Source organism: Maribacter sp. 2-571, from assembly GCF_050589625.1.
Classification (GTDB): Bacteria; Bacteroidota; Bacteroidia; order Flavobacteriales; family Flavobacteriaceae; genus Pelagihabitans.
In genome coordinates, this window is record NZ_JBNGOP010000006.1 from 127,386 (window position 1) to 153,608 (window position 26,223).

At 45.0% G+C, this 26,223-nt stretch carries 19 protein-coding genes; 11 read left to right on the forward strand and 8 right to left on the reverse strand.

Features of this window, described 5'->3' with window-relative positions:
• Nucleotides 1-101: 101 nt before the first annotated feature.
• The 4 genes from rplM to tsf all read left to right on the forward strand — a co-directional run bounded on the left by rplM (nucleotide 102) and on the right by tsf (nucleotide 3,359).
• On the forward strand, nucleotides 102-557 hold the full coding sequence (rplM, locus tag ACRD7P_RS06490) for a 50S ribosomal protein L13 (RefSeq protein WP_430906722.1): 456 nt from the start codon (nucleotides 102-104) through the stop codon (nucleotides 555-557).
• Entirely contained in the window at nucleotides 557-943 is a 387-nt protein-coding gene (rpsI, locus tag ACRD7P_RS06495; protein WP_430906723.1) for a 30S ribosomal protein S9, read from the forward strand. The genes rplM and rpsI overlap by 1 nt, the downstream gene beginning before the upstream one ends.
• 251 nt (nucleotides 944-1,194) lie before the next feature.
• On the forward strand, nucleotides 1,195-2,322 hold the full coding sequence (gene rpsB / locus ACRD7P_RS06500) for a 30S ribosomal protein S2 (protein ID WP_430906725.1): 1,128 nt from the start codon (nucleotides 1,195-1,197) through the stop codon (nucleotides 2,320-2,322).
• A 71-nt stretch (nucleotides 2,323-2,393) separates the two neighbouring features.
• Nucleotides 2,394-3,359, forward strand: coding sequence for a translation elongation factor Ts (gene tsf / locus ACRD7P_RS06505; RefSeq protein ID WP_430906726.1), 966 nt, complete (start codon nucleotides 2,394-2,396; stop codon nucleotides 3,357-3,359).
• Between the two features lie 192 nt (nucleotides 3,360-3,551).
• Here the strand turns inward: tsf and ACRD7P_RS06510 are convergent, their stop codons facing one another.
• Both ACRD7P_RS06510 and ACRD7P_RS06515 read right to left on the reverse strand, forming a co-directional pair.
• Nucleotides 3,552-5,873 carry a TonB-dependent receptor gene (locus tag ACRD7P_RS06510; RefSeq protein ID WP_430906727.1) on the reverse strand — a complete coding sequence of 774 codons (2,322 nt, stop codon included), beginning with the start codon at nucleotides 5,871-5,873 and terminating at the stop codon, nucleotides 3,552-3,554.
• Between the two features lie 329 nt (nucleotides 5,874-6,202).
• Nucleotides 6,203-8,068 carry a peptidase M61 gene (locus tag ACRD7P_RS06515; RefSeq protein WP_430906728.1) on the reverse strand — a complete coding sequence of 622 codons (1,866 nt, stop codon included), beginning with the start codon at nucleotides 8,066-8,068 and terminating at the stop codon, nucleotides 6,203-6,205.
• A 153-nt stretch (nucleotides 8,069-8,221) separates the two neighbouring features.
• Between ACRD7P_RS06515 and pyrH the strand changes: the two genes are divergently transcribed.
• Both pyrH and frr read left to right on the forward strand, forming a co-directional pair.
• Nucleotides 8,222-8,929: a UMP kinase gene (gene pyrH, locus ACRD7P_RS06520; protein WP_430906730.1), complete on the forward strand. Its 708-nt coding sequence runs from the start codon at nucleotides 8,222-8,224 to the stop codon at nucleotides 8,927-8,929.
• A gap of 66 nt (nucleotides 8,930-8,995) precedes the next feature.
• Entirely contained in the window at nucleotides 8,996-9,553 is a 558-nt protein-coding gene (gene frr / locus ACRD7P_RS06525) for a ribosome recycling factor (protein WP_430906732.1), read from the forward strand.
• A gap of 462 nt (nucleotides 9,554-10,015) precedes the next feature.
• Here frr and ACRD7P_RS06530 read toward each other — a convergent pair whose 3' ends face one another.
• Nucleotides 10,016-12,370, reverse strand: coding sequence for a right-handed parallel beta-helix repeat-containing protein (locus ACRD7P_RS06530; RefSeq protein ID WP_430906734.1), 2,355 nt, complete (start codon nucleotides 12,368-12,370; stop codon nucleotides 10,016-10,018).
• A gap of 556 nt (nucleotides 12,371-12,926) precedes the next feature.
• On the opposite strand from ACRD7P_RS06530, the gene ACRD7P_RS06535 reads away from it, so the two are divergent.
• The 5 genes from ACRD7P_RS06535 (at nucleotide 12,927) to ACRD7P_RS06555 (ending at nucleotide 22,606) form a co-directional block, all read left to right on the forward strand.
• Entirely contained in the window at nucleotides 12,927-15,329 is a 2,403-nt protein-coding gene (locus tag ACRD7P_RS06535; RefSeq protein ID WP_430906735.1) for an efflux RND transporter permease subunit, read from the forward strand.
• A gap of 87 nt (nucleotides 15,330-15,416) precedes the next feature.
• Nucleotides 15,417-16,850: an asparagine--tRNA ligase gene (gene asnS, locus ACRD7P_RS06540; RefSeq protein ID WP_430906736.1), complete on the forward strand. Its 1,434-nt coding sequence runs from the start codon at nucleotides 15,417-15,419 to the stop codon at nucleotides 16,848-16,850.
• A 90-nt stretch (nucleotides 16,851-16,940) separates the two neighbouring features.
• Complete coding sequence (gene rpoN / locus ACRD7P_RS06545; RefSeq protein WP_430906737.1) at nucleotides 16,941-18,398, forward strand: RNA polymerase factor sigma-54; 1,458 nt, start codon at nucleotides 16,941-16,943, stop codon at nucleotides 18,396-18,398.
• Complete coding sequence (locus ACRD7P_RS06550) at nucleotides 18,398-19,003, forward strand: hypothetical protein (protein WP_430906738.1); 606 nt, start codon at nucleotides 18,398-18,400, stop codon at nucleotides 19,001-19,003. Before rpoN ends, ACRD7P_RS06550 begins: the two co-directional genes overlap by 1 nt.
• Nucleotides 19,004-19,336: 333 nt before the next feature.
• Nucleotides 19,337-22,606 carry a S41 family peptidase gene (locus ACRD7P_RS06555; RefSeq protein WP_430906739.1) on the forward strand — a complete coding sequence of 1,090 codons (3,270 nt, stop codon included), beginning with the start codon at nucleotides 19,337-19,339 and terminating at the stop codon, nucleotides 22,604-22,606.
• A 154-nt stretch (nucleotides 22,607-22,760) separates the two neighbouring features.
• On the opposite strand, the gene ACRD7P_RS06560 is transcribed toward ACRD7P_RS06555, so the two are convergent.
• The 5 genes from ACRD7P_RS06560 to ACRD7P_RS06580 form a co-directional block, all read right to left on the reverse strand.
• Nucleotides 22,761-23,240, reverse strand: a complete 480-nt coding sequence (locus ACRD7P_RS06560; RefSeq protein ID WP_430906741.1) for an ExbD/TolR family protein — start codon at nucleotides 23,238-23,240, stop codon at nucleotides 22,761-22,763.
• A gap of 13 nt (nucleotides 23,241-23,253) precedes the next feature.
• Complete coding sequence (locus ACRD7P_RS06565) at nucleotides 23,254-23,862, reverse strand: ExbD/TolR family protein (protein WP_430906742.1); 609 nt, start codon at nucleotides 23,860-23,862, stop codon at nucleotides 23,254-23,256.
• Between the two features lie 382 nt (nucleotides 23,863-24,244).
• Complete coding sequence (locus ACRD7P_RS06570; RefSeq protein WP_430906743.1) at nucleotides 24,245-24,931, reverse strand: porin family protein; 687 nt, start codon at nucleotides 24,929-24,931, stop codon at nucleotides 24,245-24,247.
• A 162-nt stretch (nucleotides 24,932-25,093) separates the two neighbouring features.
• On the reverse strand, nucleotides 25,094-25,576 hold the full coding sequence (locus ACRD7P_RS06575) for an ExbD/TolR family protein (RefSeq protein WP_430906744.1): 483 nt from the start codon (nucleotides 25,574-25,576) through the stop codon (nucleotides 25,094-25,096).
• Nucleotides 25,577-25,602: 26 nt separating this feature from the next.
• On the reverse strand, nucleotides 25,603-26,217 hold the full coding sequence (locus ACRD7P_RS06580; RefSeq protein WP_430906745.1) for an ExbD/TolR family protein: 615 nt from the start codon (nucleotides 26,215-26,217) through the stop codon (nucleotides 25,603-25,605).
• Nucleotides 26,218-26,223 lie beyond the last annotated feature (6 nt).

The window sequence follows — 26,223 nt, forward strand, 5'->3', positions numbered from 1 at the left end:
CGGAAAATAATCGGAAATATGCATTTGTATTTCAACTTAATAGTTGTACATTTGCAGCCCTCTTTGAGGGATTGAAGTGTTTAATCAATAAAATTATAGTAGTGGATACATTAAGCTACAAGACTATTTCGGCAAATCGCAAAACAGTGACCAAACAGTGGTTATTGGTGGATGCCGAAGGAGAAACATTAGGCCGTCTTGCCTCAAAAGTTGCCAAGTTGTTAAGGGGAAAACACAAACCTGACTTTACGCCACATGTGGACTGTGGAGACAACGTTGTTGTAATCAATGCCGAAAAAATACATTTGAGCGGTAACAAATGGGAGGACAAAACCTATTTGCGTTACACGGGTTTTCCCGGAGGACAACGCGCCGCTACCGCTAAAGAGGTTTTGGAAAAAAGACCGACAAGCGTTGTAGAGCGTGCCATAAAAGGAATGCTTCCCAAAAACAAGTTGGGAGCGGAACTTTTCAGGAACGTTAAGGTGTACGAGGGATCGGAACACCAGCAAGAAGCGCAAAAGCCAGTTGTATTCAATTTAAAAGAATTTAAGTAATGGAGGTCATACACAAAATCGGTAGAAGAAAAACGGCTGTAGCACGTGTTTACGTTTCCGAAGGAAAAGGAAACATTACGATCAACCAGAGAGATTTAAACGATTATTTTCCAACGGCTACCCTTCAGTACAAGGTAAAGCAACCTTTTGCATTGACCGAAAGTACCGACAACTACGACGTAAAGGTAAATGTTTACGGTGGTGGGATTACAGGACAGGCAGAAGCCATCCGTTTGGCCCTTTCAAGGGTAATGTGCGAGATCGATGCGGAAAACCGATTGGCGCTTAAACCGGAAGGTTTGTTGACCAGAGACCCGAGAATGGTCGAGAGAAAGAAATTTGGACAGAAAAAAGCTCGGAAGAAATTCCAGTTCTCCAAACGTTAAAAGAATTTTCAGGTGCTTCGAAAGAGGCACCTTCGTTTTATATTCATTAATTAGTTCATTGAAAGTTTTCGCATTGTCGAGAACACTTACAAATCCCGTTTTGCTTTTCCAAAAGAGCAACATACGTTTTGGGTCCTCCGGTTCAAAATAGTTCGGGTAAATTAGTTTAGCATCTAAATGGTGAAGGCTCCGTTGCATAACGGTACCACTTTACCATTGCTATTTCAAAAGAACGTAAACTACATTTAAAAATGGCTCAAAAAGTCGAAGTAAAAGATTTATTGGAAGCAGGTGTGCATTTCGGACACCTTACAAGAAAGTGGAACCCCAACATGGCGCCCTACATCTACATGGAGCGCAACGGAATCCACGTTATCAACCTTTACAAAACTGTTGCAAAAATGGACGAGGCCAACGAGGCCTTGAAAAAAATTGCGGCATCCGGAAGAAAAATTCTTTTCGTAGCTACCAAAAAACAGGCAAAGGATATCGTTGCCGAAAAGGTGGCCAACGTAAACATGCCCTATATCACGGAACGATGGCCGGGCGGTATGTTGACCAACTTTGTTACCATCCGTAAAGCGGTAAAGAAAATGGCCTCTATCGACCGTATGAAAAAGGACGGAACCTTTCTTACCCTATCTAAAAAAGAACGCTTACAGGTAGACCGTCTTCGGGCGAAGTTGGAAAAAAACCTTGGTTCCATTTCTGAAATGACCCGTCTGCCAGGTGCAATATTCATCGTAGATACCATGCGCGAGCACATTGCAGTTAAAGAGGCCCAAAAATTGAACATTCCAATTTTTGCTATGGTAGATACCAATTCCGACCCTAGGGATATCGATTATCTGATACCTTCGAACGATGATGCTTCCAAATCCATTGAAATCATCATGCAACAAGTAACCAACGCGGTAGCGGAAGGTCTTGCCGAAAGAAAATCGGAAAAGCAAGCTGAGAAAGAAGGTGCGGATGCCGCCCCTAAGAAAGAAAAAGCCCCCGCTCCCGCAGCTGAAAAGGCTCCTGCCCCGGCACCGGTAGAAGAAAAGAAAGAAGAAGCTCCAGCGGTTGCCGAAGTAAAGGAAGAAGTAAAAGAAGCGGCGCCGGCCAAAGAGGAAAAGGCGAAAGCCGATGATCTGACCAAGGTAGAAGGTGTTGGACCAAAAGCTGCCGAAGCTTTGGTAAACGCGGGCCTTGACACTTTTGCAAAACTTGCGGAAGCCGATGCAGAGAAAATCAAAGAAATCCTTACCGAAGCCAGCTCTAGAATGGCGCATTTAGATCCTACTTCTTGGGCAAAACAGTCCAAAATGGCCGCTGAAGGCAAATGGGACGAGCTTAAAGAATGGCAGGACAGCGTTAAAGGAGGCGTAGAATAAAGTACTGGAACACAACAATTAAATACATACCGGTTTCCCATGAAAACGGGAAATCACAAATAATAAAGGATATGGCAAAAATATCAGCCGCAGAAGTAAATAAATTGAGAAAGGCCACTGGGGCCGGGATGATGGATTGTAAAAATGCTTTGGTAGAAGCCGAAGGCGATTTTGACAAGGCCATTGCTGTTCTTCGTAAAAAAGGACAAAAGGTAGCAGCAAAAAGGGCCGATCGAGATTCTTCGGAAGGTGCCGCAATCGCCAAGGTAAATGCCGATAACACTTCCGGTGTCGCAATCGTTTTAGGTTGTGAAACCGATTTTGTCGGTAAAAACGAGAACTTTGTGGCCTTGGCCAATAGCATCGCGGACATCGCATTGACAGTAGACAGTAAAGACGCCTTATTGGCCGCCGATTTCGGTGGGATTACCGTTGCTGAGAAGTTGATCGAGCAAACCGGTGTCATCGGGGAAAAGTTGGAAATCAACGCTTTTGAAAAAGTGGAGGCCCCTTACGTTAGTTCCTATGTACACATCAATAAGATTGCTGCATTGGTCGGTTTTTCGGCGAAGGTAGACACTGCAGAGGAACTTGGTAAAGATGTTGCTATGCAAGTAGCTTCCATGGGAGCCACTACGTTATCCTATAAAGATTTCGATCCAGCTTATGTAACTTCGGAAACCGAAGCCCGTATTGCCGCGATTGAAAAGGACAATGAAGAATTGGGCCGTTTGGGAAAAACACTTAAAAACGTACCACAGTATATTTCAATGGGCCAATTGAGCGATGCTGTTTTGGAAAAGGCAGAAGCCGATGCGAAAGCGGAATTGGCCGCTGAAGGAAAGCCCGAGAAAATCTGGGATAAAATTCTTCCTGGTAAAATGGAGCGTTTTATTTCCGATAATACAACTTTGGATCAAGAACAGTGTCTGTTGGACCAAAATTTCATCAAAAATGAAAAAATCAACGTTGCCACATATGTTGAGTCCCACGGAGCGGTAGAAGTAACCGGCTTCAAAAGGGTTACCGTAGGGTAAACTTATATAATAAACTCATTTTAAACCGCCTTGATGTTCCATCTTGGCGGTTTTTTTATGCGACCTGTACACCTTTCCGAATCCTACAAAACACCTATACCAGAGGCGAATACTATTTTATACCATTTCCGGTATTAGCTTTGAAGTGGTATAAGGTAGCATCAACACTTTGCCCGAATTTGTAAAAGGCTTCTAAAACTCGATGCGATAGTTTAAAAAAGGAATCAACTCCAACTGTAGGCTGGTCCGTATTTCCCCCTCGTCATTAAAAAACACCTCATCGATATTCTCCCTATTGGTAAGGTTCTGAATATCCAAAGAAATACGATGCGACGCCTTTGGCCGGTTCAGGCGGTAGTACACACTGGCATCCAATCTAAAATAGGAATCGAGTTCAATGGTATTGCGCAACTGTTCATCGATACGTGTTTCCCCGGTCGCATCAAAAAATTCCTGATCTAGCGGACTGGCACGTTTACCACCGTTAAATAAGGTTTTGGCATTTACACCAATAATATTGTTCTGGGTCTTCCCCACGGTAAACTCTTTGCCCCCAACAAGGTTAAAGGTATAACTATAGTTATAAGCACTATCGTACCAGTTCCCATCGGCAGCGCGGTATTGCGTATCATATAAGGATGCCGTTGCCAAAAAGTAATACTGCCGTGAAAAGAACTTTTCAAACGTAAACTCCAGACCATAGTTGCGCCCTACCCCGGTATCGGTAAATGCTGCGGGAATAAAACGTCCATTTAAATAAGAAGCCGTAAAATCGGGGTTGCTTGTTACCGCAACCTTGTTCAGATCTTGATAATACGCCTCTACCTTTATGTGTCCATCCCTAATAATGCGCCAATCGTGCCCGATGATGTAGTGTACTGCCTGCATCAGGTCCACCTCCGTATTCGGTGTGGTAAAACCTGTGCCATCGGGAATTTTAATAAAGTACTGGTTCAAGGGCATTCGACGGGAATGTACGCCAAAACCCGCAGAAAGCGTGTGGTTCGCGTTTACCTTCCACTCCATACCAAAGCGCGGTTCCACTACGAAATCATCATTCACTGAAAAATAGGTGCCGTGCACCCCTAAGGTGGTGGAAAAATCGCTGTTAAAACGGTACTTGCCCTGCACATAGGCCTGTCCCATGGTGCCATTGCCCTTTTCATTGACCACCTCTCGCGACCGGTCGTTTTCGAAGGTGGCGGTACGTACGTTATAGTTCAACAAACTGAGTACTCCGCCGGCATTGATGGTCGTTCTCGCACTTATTTTTTTGGTATAATCGGTACTGACCCTAAAAGCGCTATTTCTTAAAATATCGCTATCTCCAAAAACATCGTTCGATGCGGTGTTGCGGCCCTCAAAAATATAATCGCTGGCGTTTCCCGAATACGATATCCGGCCTTCTAGCTTGCTTCCACCTTCAAAAAAATGTGATAGTGTCAGTCCGCTCAAATAGGTTTTGGATTCGAATACCTCCTCGCTGCTGAAATTACCGTTTACCTCCGGGTCCTCGTCTTCATCACTAATGCCCCCGATTCCCCATAGGGACAATTTGGTCCGATCACCCAATGGGAGGTGCAATTTTATCGACACATCCTGATAGGTAGGGGTACTCCCTGGGGTAACATCTACGATCTGGTTTAAAATGGCGATCGTAGAATACCGATAGTTGATCAAATAGGAGCCCTTGTACCCTTTTTTAAACGGTCCTTCTGCGGTAAGGTCTGTTCCCAATACGCCAAATTGAAATGCGTACTCCCCTTTCTCGTTATTCCCGTTTCTTAAATTGATATCGAATACCCCTGAAAGCGCATTTCCATAGGTGGCCGGAAAGGCCCCGGTAAAAAAATCGGATTTTCCCAAGAGGTTGCTACTGATCAAACTCACGTTACCCGGAGCGTATCCTTCCTCGGAAAAATGATTTGGTTCGGGCACTTCAATACCTTCCACCCTCCATAACAACTGATTCGGTGCATTTCCCCTTATAATGATTTCATTACTGGTATCGTCACCATTGGTGACCCCAGCAAAGGAAAGCGCCATACGGCCGGGATCGCTAACGCTGGCAGGAAAACGTTTGGTTTCCTCAACGCTAAAGGATCGTGCGCTTACCGTTGCCAGTTTGTTGTTGGGTTTGCCCGTGCCGGTAGGTGCGACCAATACCACTTCATCAAGCGCGTTTAAGGCTTCGGTAAGGGAAACTTTTAAAGCTACTTCCTTTGCGGAGCCAATCAAAATTTCGGAGACTACAAAATCCTCGTACCCGAGATAAGTAAACTGGAACGAGGCCCTACCAACGGGAACGCCCTCCAATCTGAAATAACCCGCTTCGTCGGTAATCGCCCCTTTGGCGGGTTCCGCATTTAGGAGTATCACATTCGCACCCAACAAAGGTGCCCCCGTTTCCGAATCCAGCACGGTGCCCTTGACCGTTTGGGTAAGGGTTTGGGCTTGACACAGCGCAAAGCAAAAAACGAAAAAGATAAAAAGCGAATACGTTGTTCCCGACATGTTCATTTTTTGATTGAAGTTATACCATTTTATTTTTTTGATCAAATTATAAAAATGCTATCGAATGCTACCGGGCACCTACTGGGTTTTCAACGGATAGGTTACCCTTAAAGACACTATGGTCATGCAAAAGGTTGCACCAAGTCCAAATTTTTTATCCCTTGTATGCATTTTGGAACTGCAATGATAGGGGACACTCTTATCAACATTTGAGAAAAATCCAACAAAAAAGCGGCCATAACATGCACCGCTTTTTTGTATCTGATCCGAAAAGGTCGTAAGGCCAGATCGGTATCACAACGACACCCTGAACCCCCTTTTTCGCCATTTTAGTTTTTCAACCAAGCTTGACGCAGCTCTTGCTGCGCTTCGCTAGCCGTGGGCGTTGGAAGCAACGAAACCACGTTTACGGTAGGGGTCCCTACCGGACCGGTCAGCGTCAATTCTTCCCCATCACGTTCGACCACCATTTCTATCTCGGTTTCGGGTGTCCAACCAAAACTCTGCCCGATTATCGGACGTATGGCATCAAGGTTTATCGGTGTACCGTTTATTTTTTTGATAACGTCGCCCCCTTGTGTTCCGAGCGTCTGTAAAAAGCTGTTCAATTCGATGCCTTTTCGGATGAAGATCGCGTTTTCGTTCTCTTGGTCAACATCGATAAAAGGAATATCCCCCTTCAAAAAATACCCCGACTGTTCTTGGTTTGTGCTTTTCTCCAAACCTACCTTTGCGAAAATCGCGTCATAATCGATAGGCGTATTCCCGATGACGTGCGTATCGAAAAAAGTACGTACTTCAGGAAAGGTCATCGCTACGATTTCATCAATCAGCACATCGTCTTTAAAAGGGGTCATGTCGCCATATTTACCGGAAAGTTCTTTCATAAGCCATAATACCCCTTTCTCCCCATTGCTCCATTCCCGCAACATAATGTCGAGTCCCATATTGATCAACGTGCCCTTTTCATATACATTGGCATAATTGTCCTTATAGGGGTCGTCCAAAATATTCTTGCTCATTTCGGTAAAGGACATGGCGTCGTCGTACGACTTCGAATTTGAAATTTTGGTCATGATCCTTTTATAAAATTCCGTTTCATCGATCAATCCCTGTTGTATTTGGAACAAGTTGGCAAAATACTCGGTGGTGCCTTCGTACATCCAAAGGTGTTGCGACATTTTGGGGTCGTTAAAATCGAAATACTGGATTTCCTCGGAATGCACGCTCAGGGGTGTCACAATATGGAAAAACTCGTGCGACACTACATCAATCATGGCCTGCTCCAATGCCTCTTTTTGCATTACTTCGGGGAGCACCACCACCGTAGAGGTATGGTGTTCCAAGGCACCGAAACCTCCGGCATCGTTTTCAAGGGTAGAGAGGTACAACAAAATGTTATATTCCTTTGTACTATTGATGTCGCCCAAAAAGGCTTTTTGCGCGGTCATCATCTTTTCCATAGATTCTTTTATACTTGCGGCCGTGTACGTTCCATTTGGCGAGTACACACTTAACGTCACCGTAATATCGTTTATCTGAAATGTTTCGATATTGGGTTCCGCATACATGATCGGACTATCGATCACCTCAAAGTACCGGCTGGCCAAAAACACCTGCTCGGAAGCTTTGGCATCGGCCACCGCCTTTTCGCTGAGCGAAGTGGTGGCGACCAAGTTTTCGGGTCTTGTTATCTTTATTTCATAGGGTACTTCTTGCAGGTCATCAAAATAACCTACAAACCCGTGGAGGTTCAGCATATAATTATTGCCCTTATCAATGTTTGTTCCGGAAGGGGAAAACACGGCATCTTTAACCTCTTTTTCAGTATCGTAAGTATCGTTTACCCAATAAGATACCTTATCCAATTTTTTGGCTTCAGTAATGGTCCAGGTATTATCGTCCTTTTTTGCGACGGACAGTTCTTTCCCGTCATAATCGATGGCCTTGAAGCCCTCAATGTATTTTCCGTAGTTGTCCGAGCTATACGTGCCCGGCACTGTTTTGGGTATAAAAAAGGACACTTCGTCCTTTAAAAATGCTCCCGGATCGACACTGACCATCACTTTATCATCGGTCACGTTCACCAAGTCCAAGGTTGCGACTACGGGGGATTTACTGGCGGGAATCGCCGTTTTGCTCGCGGTACATCCCACCATTAAAATACAAAGGAATGCTTTACATACTTTTCTCATGAGGCTAAAAATCAATTTAATAGGCCGCAAGATGGCTAAAATTAATCGTTTGAACACCATTATTTTACAATAAATTAAGAAAGAACGCACAAAAAAATCGCCCGTTTTGGCATAACTTTTTTTGATTATTTTTGTTGGAATTAAAAACGATACATGCACTATAAACGAATACTTCTTAAACTTAGCGGCGAAGCCCTAATGGGTGAAAAACAATATGGAATAGACTCCAATAGGCTTTCGGAGTATGCGGAGGAAATCCAACAGGTCGTCGAGAAGGGAATTGAAGTAGCCATCGTTATAGGTGGAGGAAACATCTTTCGCGGCCTTACCGGTGCCGCTACGGGCATGGATCGCGTTCAAGGAGACCATATGGGCATGCTGGCCACCGTGATCAACGGACTGGCCTTGCAAAGTGCCCTGGAATTGAAAGGAATACAGACCCGTTTACAATCGGCCATTAAAATAAACGAAGTTGCGGAACCATTTATACGACGCAGGGCCATGCGCCATTTGGAAAAAGGCAGGGTAGTTATATTCGGGGGCGGAACGGGAAACCCCTATTTCACCACTGATTCGGCCGCCGTATTGCGGGCCATCGAAATAGAGGCCGATGTTATCTTAAAAGGAACCCGGGTCGACGGAATTTATACCTCCGATCCCGAAAAAGACAAGACCGCCACAAAATTCGATTCCATTTCCTTTCAAGATGTGCTCAACAAGGGGTTGAAAGTAATGGATACCACCGCCTTTACCCTGAGCCAAGAAAACGACTTGCCGATCGTGGTGTTCGATATGAACAAAAAGGGAAACCTGCTCAAGATCGTAGACGGGCAGAACATCGGTACCGTTGTGAACACCTGATGTTCGCATCACCTAAAAGAAACAGCAGCAAGAACACACCAATACCTTTTAAAACACTTATGTAAAATGAACGAAGAAATTGATTTTATACTTGATTCGACCAAGGAAGCAATGGATGCCGCAATCGTACATTTGGAAAAGGAATTCATGAAAATTCGTGCCGGCAAGGCTAGCCCGGCCATGTTGTCTTCCGTTCTGGTAGAATACTACGGATCGCAAACACCGCTATCACAGGTGGCCAATGTCAATACTCCGGACGGACGGACCATTACCGTACAGCCTTGGGAAAAAAGCATGTTGACCGAAATAGAAAAAGCGATAATGAACGCGAATCTCGGTTTTAACCCCATGAACAACGGTGAAACGATAATTATAAACGTGCCCCCTTTAACGGAAGAACGCAGGCGCGATCTGGCCAAACAGGCCAAGGCCGAGGCCGAGCATGCCAAAGTAGGGGTGCGCAACGCCCGTCAAGAAGCCAATAAGGAGGTTCGCAACCTCGAAGATGCTTCGGAAGACCTTAAAAAAAATACGGAAACCGACGTTCAGGCACTCACCGATACGTATAGCAAAAAAATAGACGATTTCTTGGTTGCCAAAGAGGCCGAGATCATGAAGGTATAAGTTTGAGGAAACGGGTGTACACCGTCTTAAAAATCGGAAATCCCGTAGCATGCTTTACGACCAACATTTTATAATTCTCCCCATTCATTCCATTCCCGGACCGTATATTAGGGGAGGTTACACACCTAGTTTCGCTTGACTTCCGCCTTCCCGGCAGATTGTTTTCCCTGATTATAATGAGGCAACAGGTCTGTTGTGAAAACCTGCGGTATCGAGGATTGGCGTAGTCGGAATAACGGGATTTTTCTGGACAATAAGAACCCTAAAAAGTTGCTATCCCATCTTTCGCAAAACGCTGATGTGCCAATCGCTTTCCTCTAAATTTCCCCAAGGAAAATTGGCTTCGAACTTTTAGCATAAATGACCGAAACGAACAGTTTCTCATTGCTTCTGGGACACCGCTCGTTTTGAACACACCACTTCATGCGACAAAGCACTACGGATACCGCTCACGCTCTCTTATTAAGGAACAATCACTTTTTGGATTTTCGAACGGCCGGTATCTACATCTGTCATCTGCACAATGTAAATTCCGCTGTTCAAGGATTTTAGATTTAGCTTGTGCTCTCCCTGCAGTGAACGAGCCATAAAAACTTGCCTGCCCGAAAAATCGAATATGACAACACGATAGCTATCCGGACCCAAAAGATGCAATTGTTTTGAACGTAACGGGTTATGCAATACCGAAAAGACCTTGGAATCCACTGAAACCATTTCTTCGGTCAAACCTGCCATTAATCGTGCACTTGAACTACAAGTTCCGGACCCAAAATCAAAGTACCCACCACCTACGAGCCTTTCGCCAGACCCATTTCCTGACCGGGTAGCTTTCACTTCCGTATTGAGGGTATTCCCCCCTAAAACAATTTTGTCGACCGAAAGCGCTTCTTGAGATTTAGCATTAACAAATCTGACTTTGATATTGTTCAAGTCGATGTTTGGATTTACTTCAAATGAAAAATTATTCCAGGAGGTACCAATACCTGTCCAGCGTTTGACCCAATCATAATTGATTGCCAAAACCATCTCTTCGCTTCCCACACTTCCCTTGGCCCTAATGGTAATCTTACAGCTATTGGGGTTGTTTTGAACGGATATATTGTTCTTCGTCTTGGCGTCGTATCGATCTTTCGACCATCCTTCATTGGGTTTTACCAAATAGGAAAACAAGTAATAGCCATTTTGAGGGCTGGCATTGGAGGGAACATTTATAGTAAACGTATGACTCCCGGATCCTTTGGTCAAGCGTACCTTTTGAGTGTCATAAACGGTACTCCCTTTTTTGAAACTGAGGTGCAGATCTCGATTGGCAGACGTTTGGTAGCCAATGGTAACGGCAAAACTGGTGCCGGCGCGAACCGAACTGGCCGCGCTGATACGATCAATGCGATCATTGTCGGTACTTTTGGGCAGCACATCCCTGTTCTGTTTTTCAATATTGTCCTTGGCTCCCCTCCAATCCCCGTTTCGATCGGTAATGTATGTTTGAAATTGATATGCGTTATCGGCCACCGGCACATTGTTGGGTATGGTCAATTTTACCCATAAGGTACCGCTTCCCTTAACTACTTTGCGCACTGCACCCGTATAATATTTGTAATCGCCACTATCTTTTTGAAAGGTTACTATAACATCCCTGTCCCCTGATGCGCTATAATCTATCCGCACGGAAACCTCTTGTCCTTGACGCACCTGATTTGGGGCGGATACGGCAATAATATCATCATCAAATGTATTTTGACCATTGGGATACCAATCTTGTTTTTTATTGGGATTGCCACCCGGGTTTTGCGTTATGGCCAGCCCCCTATAATTGGTATTTTTACCAACGTTTGAAATGGTATTATTGTGCACGTACACTGGGAGAAAGGCTTCGCCCCAGTTGTTCAACTGCAGTCCATAAACATTCTGATTCCTATTTATCGAAGTAGTTTTTACGTCCCGTACCGAGTTGTTCTTGATGTTATTGCCCAACCCAGCGCTGTAAATTCCTGAAATTCTATTATTTGCACCTGCCCTCACCTTATAAATAGTATTGTTTTCCACCCAATTCTCGCGGCGTTTATTTTTTTGATAGATATTTCCGTTATAGACCGCGTAATGACCAAGCGATACGGCAGCCTCGTTTGTTTGTCCAAAATTGGGATCGCCCAGTGTAATATCGTGCACTGTATTGTTTCGTATGGTATTCGCAAATGCCCCACCTTTCACGTCTATTCCTTCTGCGGCACCGCAACGGTATATCTCACAGCCTTCTATCCAAACATTTTTCGTCAGATCGGGCCAATTGGCATTCGTATGGCTCCCTCCTCGCCCAATATAAATCCCTTCCCCATAACGCCGATTACCGGGTCCGTTGGAACCGGTATCATGAATCTTGGTTTTAAGTATATCGACATAACTAGATCCTAATGCCACTTTTATGCCGGCCTGCCCGGATTGCGAGACCTCGCAATTACGAACTATAACGTGTTCGCTTCGCTCGATCAAGACCCCTTCATATCGTGATTTTCTAAAATGGATTCCCTCAAAAACCACGTACTTGCTGTTGGTCAGGTAGAGCGCTCGGTTCGCATTGGTGCCATCCACAACCACGTTGGCCCCAGGTTTCGCCTTAATGACCAATGGTCTTGTCTCAGAAAACAGAAGACCATTCAATTCCAAAGGGCTATATGTGCCAGATTCGACCAGTATCACGTCTCCACCGGAAGCACTCTTAATTGTCGACTCCAAATTTTGGCCCGGTGTTACCGTTTGCCCATATATCGATGGGAGCATCAAGTAAAATATGGCGATGGTAGGTAAAATATATTTCATAGTATCATTCTTTTGATTAACATAGGTTTCAGTACTTTTTTAGTTTGTTTGAATGTATTACGCCACAGACTTTTTTGGGAACGACAGCTTAGACCACCGAACTTTGAGCAAATTATTTCGTCCTAACAAGGCCTAAAATCTGGAATGTCCGTTTTGAAAGATATCAAATCGAAAGGCTTTTACCATGCCGGACATATCAGGCCAGTACAGTCAAATCGCCCTGTTTTAAGGCTTGGACCCGTGAGATTAGAACTCTCGTAAACGCCGATGGACATATTATTTTCACGGTAAATGATTCGTGAGCCATTACGCTTTTGGTCGTGGGATCGATCTGATGACAAAACCATGATAACAGGACCCGGTAACTTTAGAATTAAAGCGTTTGAAATCGACTTAAAAACGCATTTATTTATGAGTTCCCCTTAGGAACACAACCCATCATTTTCTACCTTTGCCGCATTTTGAAAGTAATGAAGCGGAACGCGGTGAAGCGATACTATCACCCGTCTCTTTTCAACAGCTATCCAAATAGTTGTAATCAGGAAGTCACGTTAACATGGTAGCGAAAATCACAAAAGGCTTTTGGGCAAAAACGGCAAGGATCATCCTTCGCAACAGAATACTGATCTTGTTATTGGTCATTGCATTTACGGTATTTCTTGGTTTTCAATGGGAGAACATGCGCTTTTCCAACTCCCAGGCAAACCTATTGCCCGATGACCACCCCATAAACGTCGAATACCAATCGTTTTTAAAACAATTTGGCGAAGAAGGGAACGCCATCGTTTTTGGCATCCGGGACAGCGCTTTGTTCACCCCTGATAATTTCAACCGTTGGAACAAGTTCAGCAAACAGTTATTGGCCTTCCCGGAAATCGATTTTGTCATTTCGACCGACAATTTAAAGGAACTGGTCAAGGACCAGGAACGGCAGGAGTTTGTACTACGCCCTTTGATCACCTCCGCGGTTCGGACCAAAAGCGAGGTGGACAGCATCAAAAACCATTTGTTCAACGAGCTTCCATTCTATGATAACCTACTGTTCAACAAGGAAAGCGGAACCATTCGTACCGTTGCCAATTTGGACAAGGATATTGTAAACACTTCGGTACGGAAAGATTTTATCCTTAAGGAACTCCAGAACGCCGTACTACGTTTTGAAGAGGAAACGGGCATGGAGGTGCATGTTTCGGGCATGCCGTACATCCGGACGATGAATTCACAGAACATTATCGACGAGATCGGAACGTTCATTCTGGCCGCCCTTGGCGTTACCTCCTTGATTTTTTTCTTCTTTTTCAGGAGTTTCAGGGCCACCTTTATCTCCATGTGCGTGGTCATCGTAGGAGTGATGTGGGCCTTTGGTATTTTAGGCCTATTGCAATATGAGATTACGGTATTGACGGCCTTGATCCCACCTTTGATTATCGTAATCGGGATTCCAAACTGTATCTTTTTGATCAACAAATACCAACAGGAGGTTAAAAAACATGGCAATCAGGCGCTATCCCTGCAACGGGTGATCACCAAAATCGGGAACGCCACGCTAATGACCAATGTCACCACGGCTTCCGGGTTCGCCACTTTTATCATTACCGATAGCAAATTGCTAAAGGAATTCGGTATCGTCGCTTCCATTAATATCATCGGAATATTTGTGCTTTCGTTGCTGATCATACCCATCGTTTATAGTTTTATGTCGCTGCCGAAGACCAAACACCTAAAACATTTGAACAAACGGTGGATCGACACCTTTGTCAACTGGATGGAACGTATTGTTCGGGAAAGACGTATTTCCGTATATGTGGTCTCCCTGATCTTATTGATCACCAGTATCATCGGAATTTATCAGATCCGCATTTCGGGGAGTATCATCGAGGACATGCCCAAAAAGGCCGCTTTTTTTAAGGACATCCGTTTTTTCGAAAAAGAATTCGACGGCATCATGCCCGTAGAGATCGTGGTCGACACCAAAAAACCAAAGGGTGTACTGCGCTCCGCCAACTTAAAACGAATGGATCGGCTGGGTACCGTAATCGAAGAGATCCCGGAACTTTCCAAACCCGTTTCCGTGGTGAACTTGGTAAAATATTCCAAGCAGGCCTTTTACAACGGCATTCCCAAATACTACCAATTGCCCACTTCCCAGGAGAATACCTTTATTATGGATGTCGCCCGTAAATCTTCCGAGAATGGCAACATGCTGCAATCGTTTGTCGACAGTACCGGCCAAACCGCGCGCATTACCACGTTTATGCGCGATGTGGAAACGGAACGTATGGAGGCCATAGAGGCCGAACTCAAAGATAATATCCAAAAAATCTTTCCATCGGAACGCTATCGGGTGTACATGACCGGGGGCGCCCTGATCTTTTTAAAGGGAACCAAGTATTTGGTAAAGAACTTGATTTTGTCGTTGGCATTGGCCATCGGCCTTATCGCCCTTTTTATGGCTTATTTGTTCCGCTCGTTCCGAATGATCATCATTTCCCTGATTCCCAATTTGCTGCCATTGGTGGTTACCGCAGGGGTCATGGGTTTTGCCGGGGTTCCCATAAAACCCTCCACCATTTTGGTATTCAGTATCGCCTTTGGTATATCGGTGGACGACACCATTCATTTTTTGGCAAAATACCGTCAAGAGCTTACCGCGAACAAATGGCGTATCAAAACTTCGGTATATGCCGCGTTGCGGGAGACCGGTGTGAGCATGTTCTATACATCGATAGTGCTCTTTTTTGGTTTTTCGGTATTTATCATATCCAATTTTGGTGGTACGGTAGCCTTAGGGGCATTGGTATCGGCAACACTGCTGTTTGCCATGTTGGCCAATCTTATTCTGCTTCCTTCCCTCCTGCTTTCGTTGGAACGCAACATCGCCAACAAGGAAACCTTGAAAAAGCCCCAGATCGATATTCTACCCAAAGAGGAAATACGCCAAAATTCCGAAGACCGGTAATACGGATTATACTAAAATTATCAAGATACAAATCATAAATAGGTGCAATGATCTATCTTTGCCCTTTTAATTTTGAAGCCATTTATCATGCAATCGACCCGTATTAAAGACTTGCTAGTTACCGAACCATTATCCCAAGAAGTACAGCTCAACGGATGGGTAAAAACGTTTAGGAGCAACCGGTTTATCGCCCTGAATGACGGGTCTTCCCTAGGGAGCATCCAATGCGTCGTCGATTTTGAAAATTTTGATGAAGCCCTGTTAAAACAGATAACCACGGGCGCCGCGCTGCGCATTACCGGGGTACTTGTTGAGAGTCAAGGGCGTGGCCAAAAAGTAGAAGTTCAGGTAAACTCGATTTTCGTTCATGGTGCTTCCGACCCGGAAACCTACCCTATCCAACCCAAAAAACACTCTATGGAGTTTTTGCGGGAGCAGGCACACCTTCGGGTACGCACCAATACCTTTTCCGCGGTAATGCGGTTGCGATCGTCATTGGCCTTTGCCGTACATCAGTATTTTAACCAGAACGGCTTTTATTATTTTCATGCCCCTATTATTACGGGGTCGGACGCCGAAGGTGCGGGCGAAATGTTTCGGGTGACCACCTTGGATCAAAAACGACCGCCACTTACCGAAGACGGGGCCATCGACCATAGTCAGGACTTTTTTGGAAAGGAGACCAATTTGACCGTATCCGGTCAATTGGAAGCGGAATCCTATGCCATGGGGCTTGGAAAAGTATATACGTTCGGACCTACCTTTAGGGCCGAAAACTCCAACACCTCGCGACACTTGGCCGAGTTTTGGATGATCGAGCCCGAAATGGCGTTTTATGACTTGGACGCCAATATGGACCTTGCCGAGGATTTCATCAAAAGTGTGCTCCGTTATATCTTGGAACACTGCATGGAGGATTTGGAATTTTTGCAAAAACGACTGCTCGATGAGGAAAAAACCAAACCACAGGCCGAGCGCAGTGAAATGCCCTTGATCGAAAAACTTCGTTTTGTGGTGGACAATGGGTTTAAACGAGTTACCTATACCGAGGCCATCGATATTCTAAGGAACAGTAAACCGAACAAAAAGAAAAAATTCAAGTATCCTATTAACGAATGGGGTGCCGACCTTCAAAGCGAACACGAGCGTTTTTTGGTGGAAAAGCATTTCAAATGCCCGGTCATCCTGTTTGACTATCCCGCAAAAATAAAGGCGTTCTATATGCGTTTGAACGAGGACGGAAAAACCGTTCGGGCCATGGACATTCTTTTTCCCGGAATCGGGGAAATCGTCGGTGGATCGCAAAGAGAGGAGCGTTTGGACGTGCTCAAGGAAAAGATGGCGGCACTGGACATTCCAGAGGAAGAGCTTTGGTGGTACCTGGACCTGCGCAAATTCGGCACCGCCGTACATAGCGGTTTCGGACTCGGATTTGAAAGATTGGTCCTTTTTGCCACGGGCATGGGCAACATCCGAGATGTTATACCGTTCCCTAGAAGCCCTCAGAATGCGGAGTTTTAAATCGAATTTGGTAACTTTATAAAGAAGTGTCCAACATTTGTTATTTACAAAAAACTTAAGGCACCAAAAGAGTAGGAACAACAAACCCCAATGCTAAAACAACATCTACAGTTTAAGTTATCCCAAAAGCTATCGCCGCAGCAGATACAGCTGATGAAGTTGATCCAGCTGCCGACGCAAGCCTTTGAGCAACGGCTGAAACAAGAGCTGGAAGAAAATCCCGCTCTGGAAACCGGAAAAGAGGACAACGAACGCTTGGATGAAGATTTTGGGGACACCTACGAAGATGGGGCGGACAATGAAAGCATCAACACCGACGACATCAACATCGACGATTACCTGAGCGACGATGAAATTCCGGATTACCGTACCAAGGCCAACAATTACAGTGCCGATGATGACGAAAAAAGCGTTCCCTATGCGGCAGGCATTTCTTTTAATCAATTTCTGCTAAATCAACTCAATACGGTATACCTGAGCGATGAGGAGTGGAGCATTGCGGAGTTCCTTGTGGGCAGCGTTGACGAGAGCGGTTACATTCGAAGGCCTTTGGGCGATATTCTGGACGATTTGGCCTTTACCCAAAATATTTATACCGAAGAGGCGACCATACTGCAGGTATTAAAAATTGTGCAATCGCTCGATCCACCAGGGGTAGCGGCACGATCATTGGAAGAGTGCCTGTTACTGCAACTTGGACGTAAAGAACCAACACCTAGTGTGACCATGGCGATAGCCATTTTAGAAAAGTCATTTGATCAGTTTACCAAAAAGCACTACAAAAAGCTGCTCCAAAAACATCATATCTCCGAGGAGGAGTTAAAGGCCGCCATTTCGGAAATTGAAAAACTGAATCCAAAACCGGGAGGCTCCTATGCCGGAAACAACAAAATGATCGAGCATGTGGTACCCGATTTTTCCATACGGATCGTAGAGGGCGAACTCGAACTTTCCCTAAACGGAAGGAACGCCCCCGAACTGCATGTATCTCGGGAATACAACAATATGCTAAAAGGGTATAAGGATGCCAAAGACAAATCCAAGTCCCAAAAAGATGCGGTACTGTTCATAAAACAAAAATTGGATGCCGCAAAATGGTTTATCGATGCCATACGGCAACGACAGCAGACCCTTTTCATCACCATGAACGCCATCATGAACTATCAAAAAGAATATTTCATGACGGGGGACGAACGCAACCTGCGCCCCATGATATTGAAAGATATCGCCGATGAGATCGACATGGACGTTTCCACCGTATCTCGGGTGGCGAACAGTAAATATGTAGACACTCCCTACGGCACCAAATTGATCAAGGAGTACTTTTCCGAATCCATGAAAAACGAACAGGGCGAGGATGTTTCCACAAGGGAAATCAAAAAGATATTGGAAACCGTTATTTCGGAAGAAGTCAAGAAAAAACCCCTGACGGACGATCGTTTGGCGGCCATACTAAAAGAAAAGGGATATCCGATCGCCAGAAGAACCGTTGCCAAATACCGGGAACAGCTTGGAATACCGGTAGCCCGTTTACGAAAGCAGATATAATGACCTTGTTTTCCAAAACGATCTCTTACATTTTACATCCCATTCTTATACCGGTAGGCGGCACCATCGCCTATTTTATGATTACCCCGAAATACAGCCCTTTGGCGGTACAAAGTGGGAATGTCCTCCCTATTTTTATCCTTACCGTCGTCATACCCATCATTTCCTTTTTAATCCTGGCCAATGTGGGAATAGTGCGCTCGATATGGTTTCCGACCACTAAAGAACGGCGCTACCCGTTATACGTGGTCATCGCCCTTCTGTTAATGGTGCTTTACAAGGTTATACCGAACAATTATACCCCGGAGCTGTATTACTTTTTTATAGGCCTCATTAGTGCGGCCGCAGCTTCGTTGCTGTTGTTATACTTAAATTTTAAAAGTAGCCTTCATGTGACCGGCATGGCCAGCCTTTGCATGTACCTTCTTAGCTTGAGCGTACATTTTGAGATCAACATCACACTGGCATTGGGCTTTTTTATTTTGGCCACGGGACTGGTCGCCACGGCCAGGTTATACCTTGAGCGACACAGCAGGGCCGAAGTGGTTATCGGTTTTGGTATTGGTGTGCTTTCCCAGTTGCTCACCGTAAAGTTCTGGCTTTAATACCATTTCAAAGCAAAAATGGTATAATACCCACGTGCCAGTAACACCCCATGTTCCTCAATAGTTCTTTTTTTTCGCTGTTTTCCGTTCGCTCGACTAACGCAACCATTCCCTAAGAAATTATAGTTTTTAAATCCGGTTTTATTGCCGTGAAAGTGGGTTTTACTTTGAGCTATTTTAAAATTCATTTAGTATCTTCCCGCGTGAAACCGATTGCACGGTCCGTGCTTGTATTCGGAATCGATATGTTATCGTTTTTGCATCCCCCAACAACTATTTTTTCCCATCATCCCCCGTAGGAAATACATAAAATGGTATAAAAAATCATCAAAAATGAACGTTGTGAAAAAAGCTTCTTTACTTTTCGTCTTTATACTTACCTGTCTATCGGCAAATGCCCAATTGAGCGCCCATTTGATGCAGCATCCCGATGTATCGGAATCGCAGATCGCATTTGTGCATGGTGATGATATTTGGATCGCCCCAAAGGCGGGGGGCGTCGCCAATCGGTTGAGTTCCCCGGAGGGAGCGGAAGGGTACCCCAGGTTTTCGCCGGATGGAAGTATGCTCGCTTTTACGGCCAATTATCAGGGAAATAGCGATGTTTATGTCGTTTCGGTAAACGGTGGCATTCCATTGCGATTAACCTACCACGGCATGTATGATAGGGTCTTGGGATGGAGCCCAGACGGTACATCGGTACTGTTCGCTTCTTCAAGGGAGAGCGGACGCCAGCGTTATAGTCAGTTTTACACGGTTCCTGCCAAAGGGGGAGCCCCCACCAAACTCCCCGTTCCCTATGGCGAGTACGGCTCGTTTTCGCCGGACGGCTTAAAATTGGCCTATACCGATCGATCACGGGTAAACAGAAACTGGAAAAGGTATCGCGGCGGTACGGCTCCCGACATCACCATTTTTGACCTCACCTCCTACACCAGCGAGAATATCACCAACAACAACGCGAACGACGAATTGCCCATGTGGGTCGGGAATGCGGTTTACTACATGTCGGACCAAGGGCCGAACAAACGAAACAATTTGTGGAAATATGATGTTGACACGAAACGCAATTCGCAACTGACCTCTTTTAAGGATTATGACATCACCTTTCCTGAGAGCGGACCTTCCGATATTGTTTTCGAGGCAGGGGGCAAATTATACCTGTATGATATCGCTTCGGGCACCACAGATGAAGTGGCCGTTCAATTGATCTCAGATCAGATCGGGCGCATTCCGCAACAAAAGAACGTTTCTGCCTATATTCAAAATGCCACTATATCGCCGAATGGCAATAGAGTAGTCGTTCAGGCAAGAGGAGAATTGTTCGATCTGCCCGCAACGGAAGGGTTTGTAGCAAACATACCGGGTACGGCAGGTGTGGCCGAACGCAGTCCCGCTTGGTCGCCCGATGGCAAAACCCTGGCATATTGGAGCGATGCCAGTGGGGAATACCAGCTGGTATTGCACGATATGACCGGCAAACGTAAACCAAAAACGATTACCTCGTTTACGAGTGGGTTTAACTATAGCATCTATTGGTCGCCGAACAGTAAAAAACTCGCTTATGTAGATCAGGCTATGAACATCAACTATGTGAACGTTAGCACCGGCGAAATCATCAAGGCCGATAAGGGCAAATACATGTTCGAGGGCGGTCTCCGAGGTTTTAGTGTTTCATGGTCCCCCGACAGCAAATGGTTCGCCTATGACCGGGACACCGACAATCCAGCGACAAGCGCCATTTTTGTTTACGATACGGAAAAAAGAAAAGCTTCCCAACTTACTTCGGGCTACTATTCCGACAGCGCTCCCGCTTTTAGTGCGGACGGAAAACACCTTTTCTTTGCAACCAATAGAACATTCCTACCAGTGTATTCCGATGTAGACAATACCTTTGTCTACCCCAACACCACATCCATTGCGGTCGGCACCCTAAACACTTCCGGGGAATCATTGTTGTCGGTAAAAAACGATGCGGTAAAAAACGAGGAGGAGGGCGATGAAACAGATACCAAATCCAAGAAGAAGAATAAAGGAAAAGACAAGCCCGAAAAAGCCAAGGTAGCAGAAACGAAGATCGATATCGTTGGTTTTGAGAATCGCGTTGAAATGTTGGATGTCGCTGCCGGAAACCTGGGCAACTTATCCGCCGTAACGGGCAAACTGTTGTTCTCGCGCTATCCAAACTCGGGTTCATCGGAAGAAGCCGGCCCTACGGTCGATTATTACGATATTGAAGAGCGAAAAGTGAAAACGATCATCAAGGATGTCGAAAGCTTTAGTGTTGCTCCGAAAGGAGAAAAAATTCTTGTTTGGAAAGACGAAAAGTTGGCCGTTATTAAAATCGACGCCGATCAGAAAATCGAGAAGACCGTTCCTACCGAAAAAATGATGTTGACGGTAATTCCCATTGAAGAGTGGAAACAACTGTTCAATGATGTTTGGAGGTTTGAACGCGATTATTTTTATGATCCGGGAATGCATGGCGTAGATTGGAACCTGATGAAATCGCGATATGGAAGTCTGATCGACCAAGCCAATTCAAGAAGCGACGTAAACATTATTATCGGCGATTTGATCGCCGAACTGAACGCATCGCACACCTATACCGGTGGTGGGGATATCACACGCGCCAAAACCATCGATGTAGGTTATTTGGGTGCGGACATCGTTTTGGAAAACGGTGGGTACCGTATCAAAAAAATCATATCCGGAGCCCCTTGGGACGTGAAAAGTCGTTCGCCCCTATCTGCCGCCGGTATAGGAGTAAGGGAAGGGGATTATATTCTTGCCGTAAATGGCCTAAAGGTCGACACCAGTAAGCCCATATCCGCTTCTTTCCAGGGCTTGGCCGATACACCGGTGCAACTTACGATCGGTAAGGAGCCTACCGACACTGGCCAAAAGGTGATTGTAAAACCAATGCGCTCGGAAAACAGGTTGCGTCATCTGGCCTGGATCGAAAACAATCGGAAGAGGGTCGAAAAAATGTCAAATGGGAGGATTGGCTACATCTATGTTCGCAGTACCGGATTGGATGGCCAAAACGAATTGGTACGACAGTTTTATGGACAAATGAACAAGGAGGGTCTTATCATCGATGAGCGCTTCAACAGTGGAGGGCAGATACCGGATAGGTTTATCGAGCTATTGGACCGTGATCCTTTGGCGTTTTGGGCAGTACGGGACGGAAAGGATTGGGCATGGCCACCATCCGGTAACTTTGGACCAAAAGTAATGCTGATCAACGGCTTTAGCGGCTCCGGAGGCGATGCTTTTCCCGACTATTTTAAAAAGAAAAAAATCGGGCCGTTAATAGGTACACGAACATGGGGCGGACTTATCGGAATTACCGGAGCACCACCATTGATCGATAACGGGGGCATTACCATGCCTACCTTTAGAATGTACGACCCCAATGGGGAATGGTTCAAAGAGGGGCACGGCGTCGATGCCGATATCGAAGTGGTAGAGGACTTTCAAAAGCTTGCCAATGGAATTGATATGCAACTAGAAGTTGGCATCAAAGAGGTCATCAAACTATTGGACAGTCCCAACAACTTTAAAAAACCAAAAAGACCAGCATACGAAAAGCGAAATTAGCGCCCATTTTTATCTTTTTCAGCTTTGCAGCTGAGATGATGGGGTACGGGACATTGACCGCTCCAAGCTTTTGTTGTCACCGGTAAAAGGCAACTTCGGTATGCTATAGTTCATTTTGAGGATAGTACCATTTTAACTTTGAAATGGTATAAATTCATTTCAAATTCGTAAACGCATCGCCCTCATAGGTGGTATGGTTTATTTTTAGCATTCCTACCTGCCGCAATTCCCGTTTGATATCGTTTACCAATCCCATGTTGGCCTTACGGTCTACCTTTAAGGCCACGGTAACATAGGGATGCAGTTGCTCCGGTATGTGGGTCAACCTTCCCAGTACATACGGGGCTACATCGGACAGCCCGGCGAATTTATCGCCCAACTGTATTCGGGACTCCGTTCCCAGTACTTTGGAGTATTCGTTTGTAGGCCGTCCCACATGTATGGTAATCACCCGGTCCTTTTTCTCCAGTTTCTTTACTTCGGTAGCATTGGGCAATTCGTTTTCGACTTTTAACGAATCGTCTTTCATGACGGTAACGGTCATAAAGAAGAACAACAGCATGAATACGATATCGGGCAAGGAGGCCGTGGATATCTGTGGTTTCTTTTCTAGGTGTTTATTAAATTTTGACATATCTCAGCGTGTTTTATTGTAAGGGTTCAATAATATTCAAAGGGTACATTTCCCGAAGGTGCATAATCTGTTTTCGCAAAAGTGTCTTTTCCGCTTCTGTTGTTTCCGAAGCTTCGTAAGCAATTTCCATATCGGTATAATCCAAACCATAAAGCCGTTGTCCTTCACGATTCCGAAGCGTATTGTAAGCGGCCACCACCTCGTTCTGCACGGTAATGTAAAAACCGTATTCGGTTTCCCTTCCCGAACGCATGGTAATCGTAGCCATTAGCGGATTGTCCGAAGATGAGGACAGCTCCTTACCCGAACAATACGCACAATGATCGGGGCTATCGCTTGGAGCGCCGCCATTATCCAAAAAAGCCATTACAGTCTCTCGTAAATCGGTTAGCGCCGTAATCTGGTCCTGTACCAAAAGCTGCCCCTTACCGTCCAACAGCACGGAAAGAACGTTCTTCTTTTTACGGGTCACCTCCGTTACATCGTCCGGAGGAGGCAGTTTTCTATCGATTCCCGAATCGGTTTCGATAGTAGTGGTCACTAGGAAAAAAATAAGTAGTAAAAACGCAATGTCGGCCATGGAACCGGCATTTACTTCGGGCACAGGTAGTCGTCTTCCCATTTTAAAAAATTTAAATTAGACAATGGTAATACCATTTTAACTATGAAATAGCACTAATAAATCGTTCCTTTTTCGGCTGTTCTTCGTTAAAAAATATAACCGTAGCTGAGGCTATGCTAATATTTTTTGCCTCGAACAACTAAAAAATAATTCAATTTCTATAGGCGCCATTTCAAAGTTAAAATGGTATAACGTTTACGGTACGCATGCGGTACCGTCGTTATTTTTGGGAGTATACTTATAAACCTGGCCGTTGCTTCGGCCTTATCAATACCGCTTAAAGAGTGTAACGGTATGGAAAATGTTGGTGTTAAAGAAATATCAAAATTCGTGCCAACCGAAAGGAAAAACACCGTAAAACAGCTTGAAAAATTAACGGTGGTTATAAAATATAGAAGATAAAACCGATACGGAGCGGTCTAAGGCCTATATCGTTGTCATTTACTTGAACGCCTTCATTAAAAAGCGTGTTGAGCATGTAATAGGCATGTATGTTAAAGCTGTCGTACCCTACATTTAAGGTAAGTCCGTATTGGAGCCTTTGGATATCGTCATTGGAAAAAGCTTCTTTTCCGATATCGGAAACAAACTTAGACCGCGCAGAAAAGACATAGGCTAATTTTAACCCGGTATAAATGCGATAAAACCGGTATTCGTCCTTGGTTGAGTTACGCCACCGAAATTCCAATGGCATTTCTACCGTATGGGTCTCTACCTTGCTACGATCAAAACCTTCCCGGGAACCATCGATTTCGTACACCGGTCCGTCAGGGGTGTTGGTCGCGATCAAATCCGAATAATAGGAATTGACCCCATAGCCCAACCCTATACCCAGGCCCACTGTTCGGTCCCTGTTCAATGGAATATCCTTGATGATGCCCCCTTGTAAGCCATACGAAAGACTTCGTTGACTTAATTCCGACGGTCGTTGAAATATGAAATTATAGGTAACCCCAAGGTAGAATTGGTCTTCAAAATACCGCTCATCAAAGTTGACCGTGTCGGTGGCCATCTGCCCAAAAACCGAAACGGAACCAAGAAAACCCAAAAGCAGGAAAATTGATCTCATCGAACAAAAATGGTATGGCATGGAAATACTATCGCCCTATGTACTGCACTCCACCGTACACCTCGAAACCAAATGTGGGCCACTAGTATGGTCTCAAAGGTACACATTACAAAAAACGCCCCAAACTTTCATTTGGAGCGTTCTAACTAAGTTTGAAAACTATTATTTGACGTTGTTGAAAGCATCGCCATCATAGGTCGTATAATTGACCTTTAGGGCATTTACTTTTCGCAACTCTTGTTTGATATCACTCACCAATCCCATGTTCGCGTTTTTATCCACCTTTAAACTAGTGGTCAAAACGTTTTGAAGTTCCTGTGGCTTTTTTGCCCGTTCCATCAAAATGTAATCGCCAACCTCTGTTGGTCCTGCGAACTTGTCGTTCAGCTGTATTTTAGATTCCGTACCGAACAACTTTTGATATTCCTGGGTCGGTGGCCCAACATAAATGGTGATGACCCTATCCTTCTTTTCAAGCTTTTTAATTTCGCTTGCGTTCGGAAGCACGTTCTCGACCTTTAGGCTATTGTCCTTCATTACCGTTACGGTCATGAAAAAGAACAGTAGCATGAAAACGATATCCGGAAGGGAAGCAGTAGATACCGCAGGTAAATCACCACTTTTTTTCTTTGCAAATTTAGACATAATACGAATTAAAAATTTGTGTTCTTTTAGCTACCCGACGTAGAGGTCTCCGCTTCGGAAAGTTTCTGTGGAAACATTTCCTGGATTGCGGTAATCTTCTCTTTCAACTCCTCCTTAACACTTGCAGGGGTCTCTTGTTTGATATATTCCGCTTCCATTTCGGTAAACGCTCTTTTATAGAGTCGTTTTGCCTCACGGTTTCGCAAATCGTTATAAGCTCCTACCAATTCGTTCTGAACCGTGATATAGGTTCCGTATTTGGTTTCCCTATCGTTTTTCAAGGAAATAATGGCCTTGGTAGGATTATCCGAAGAGCTCGCATCTTTTTTGCCACCACTACAGTAGTTACAAGATCCGTCTCCGTTATTTTCCAAAAAGCCCATTGCCTTCGCCCTGAGGTCCGTCAAATTGATCAACTCCCCATCGGCCAACAACTGTCCGTTTTTGTTGATATTGACCTGAAAGATGTTTTTCTGTTTGATCACAACATCCGTTTCCGGTGGTTCGATCGGTGGCAACATACGATCCAGTCCCGCATCTGTTTCAATGGTAGTAGTTACCAAGAAAAAGATAAGCAGTAGGAAGGCGATGTCGGCCATGGAACCTGCGTTCACTTCTGGTGCTCCTGCTCTTCTAGCCATAATTTA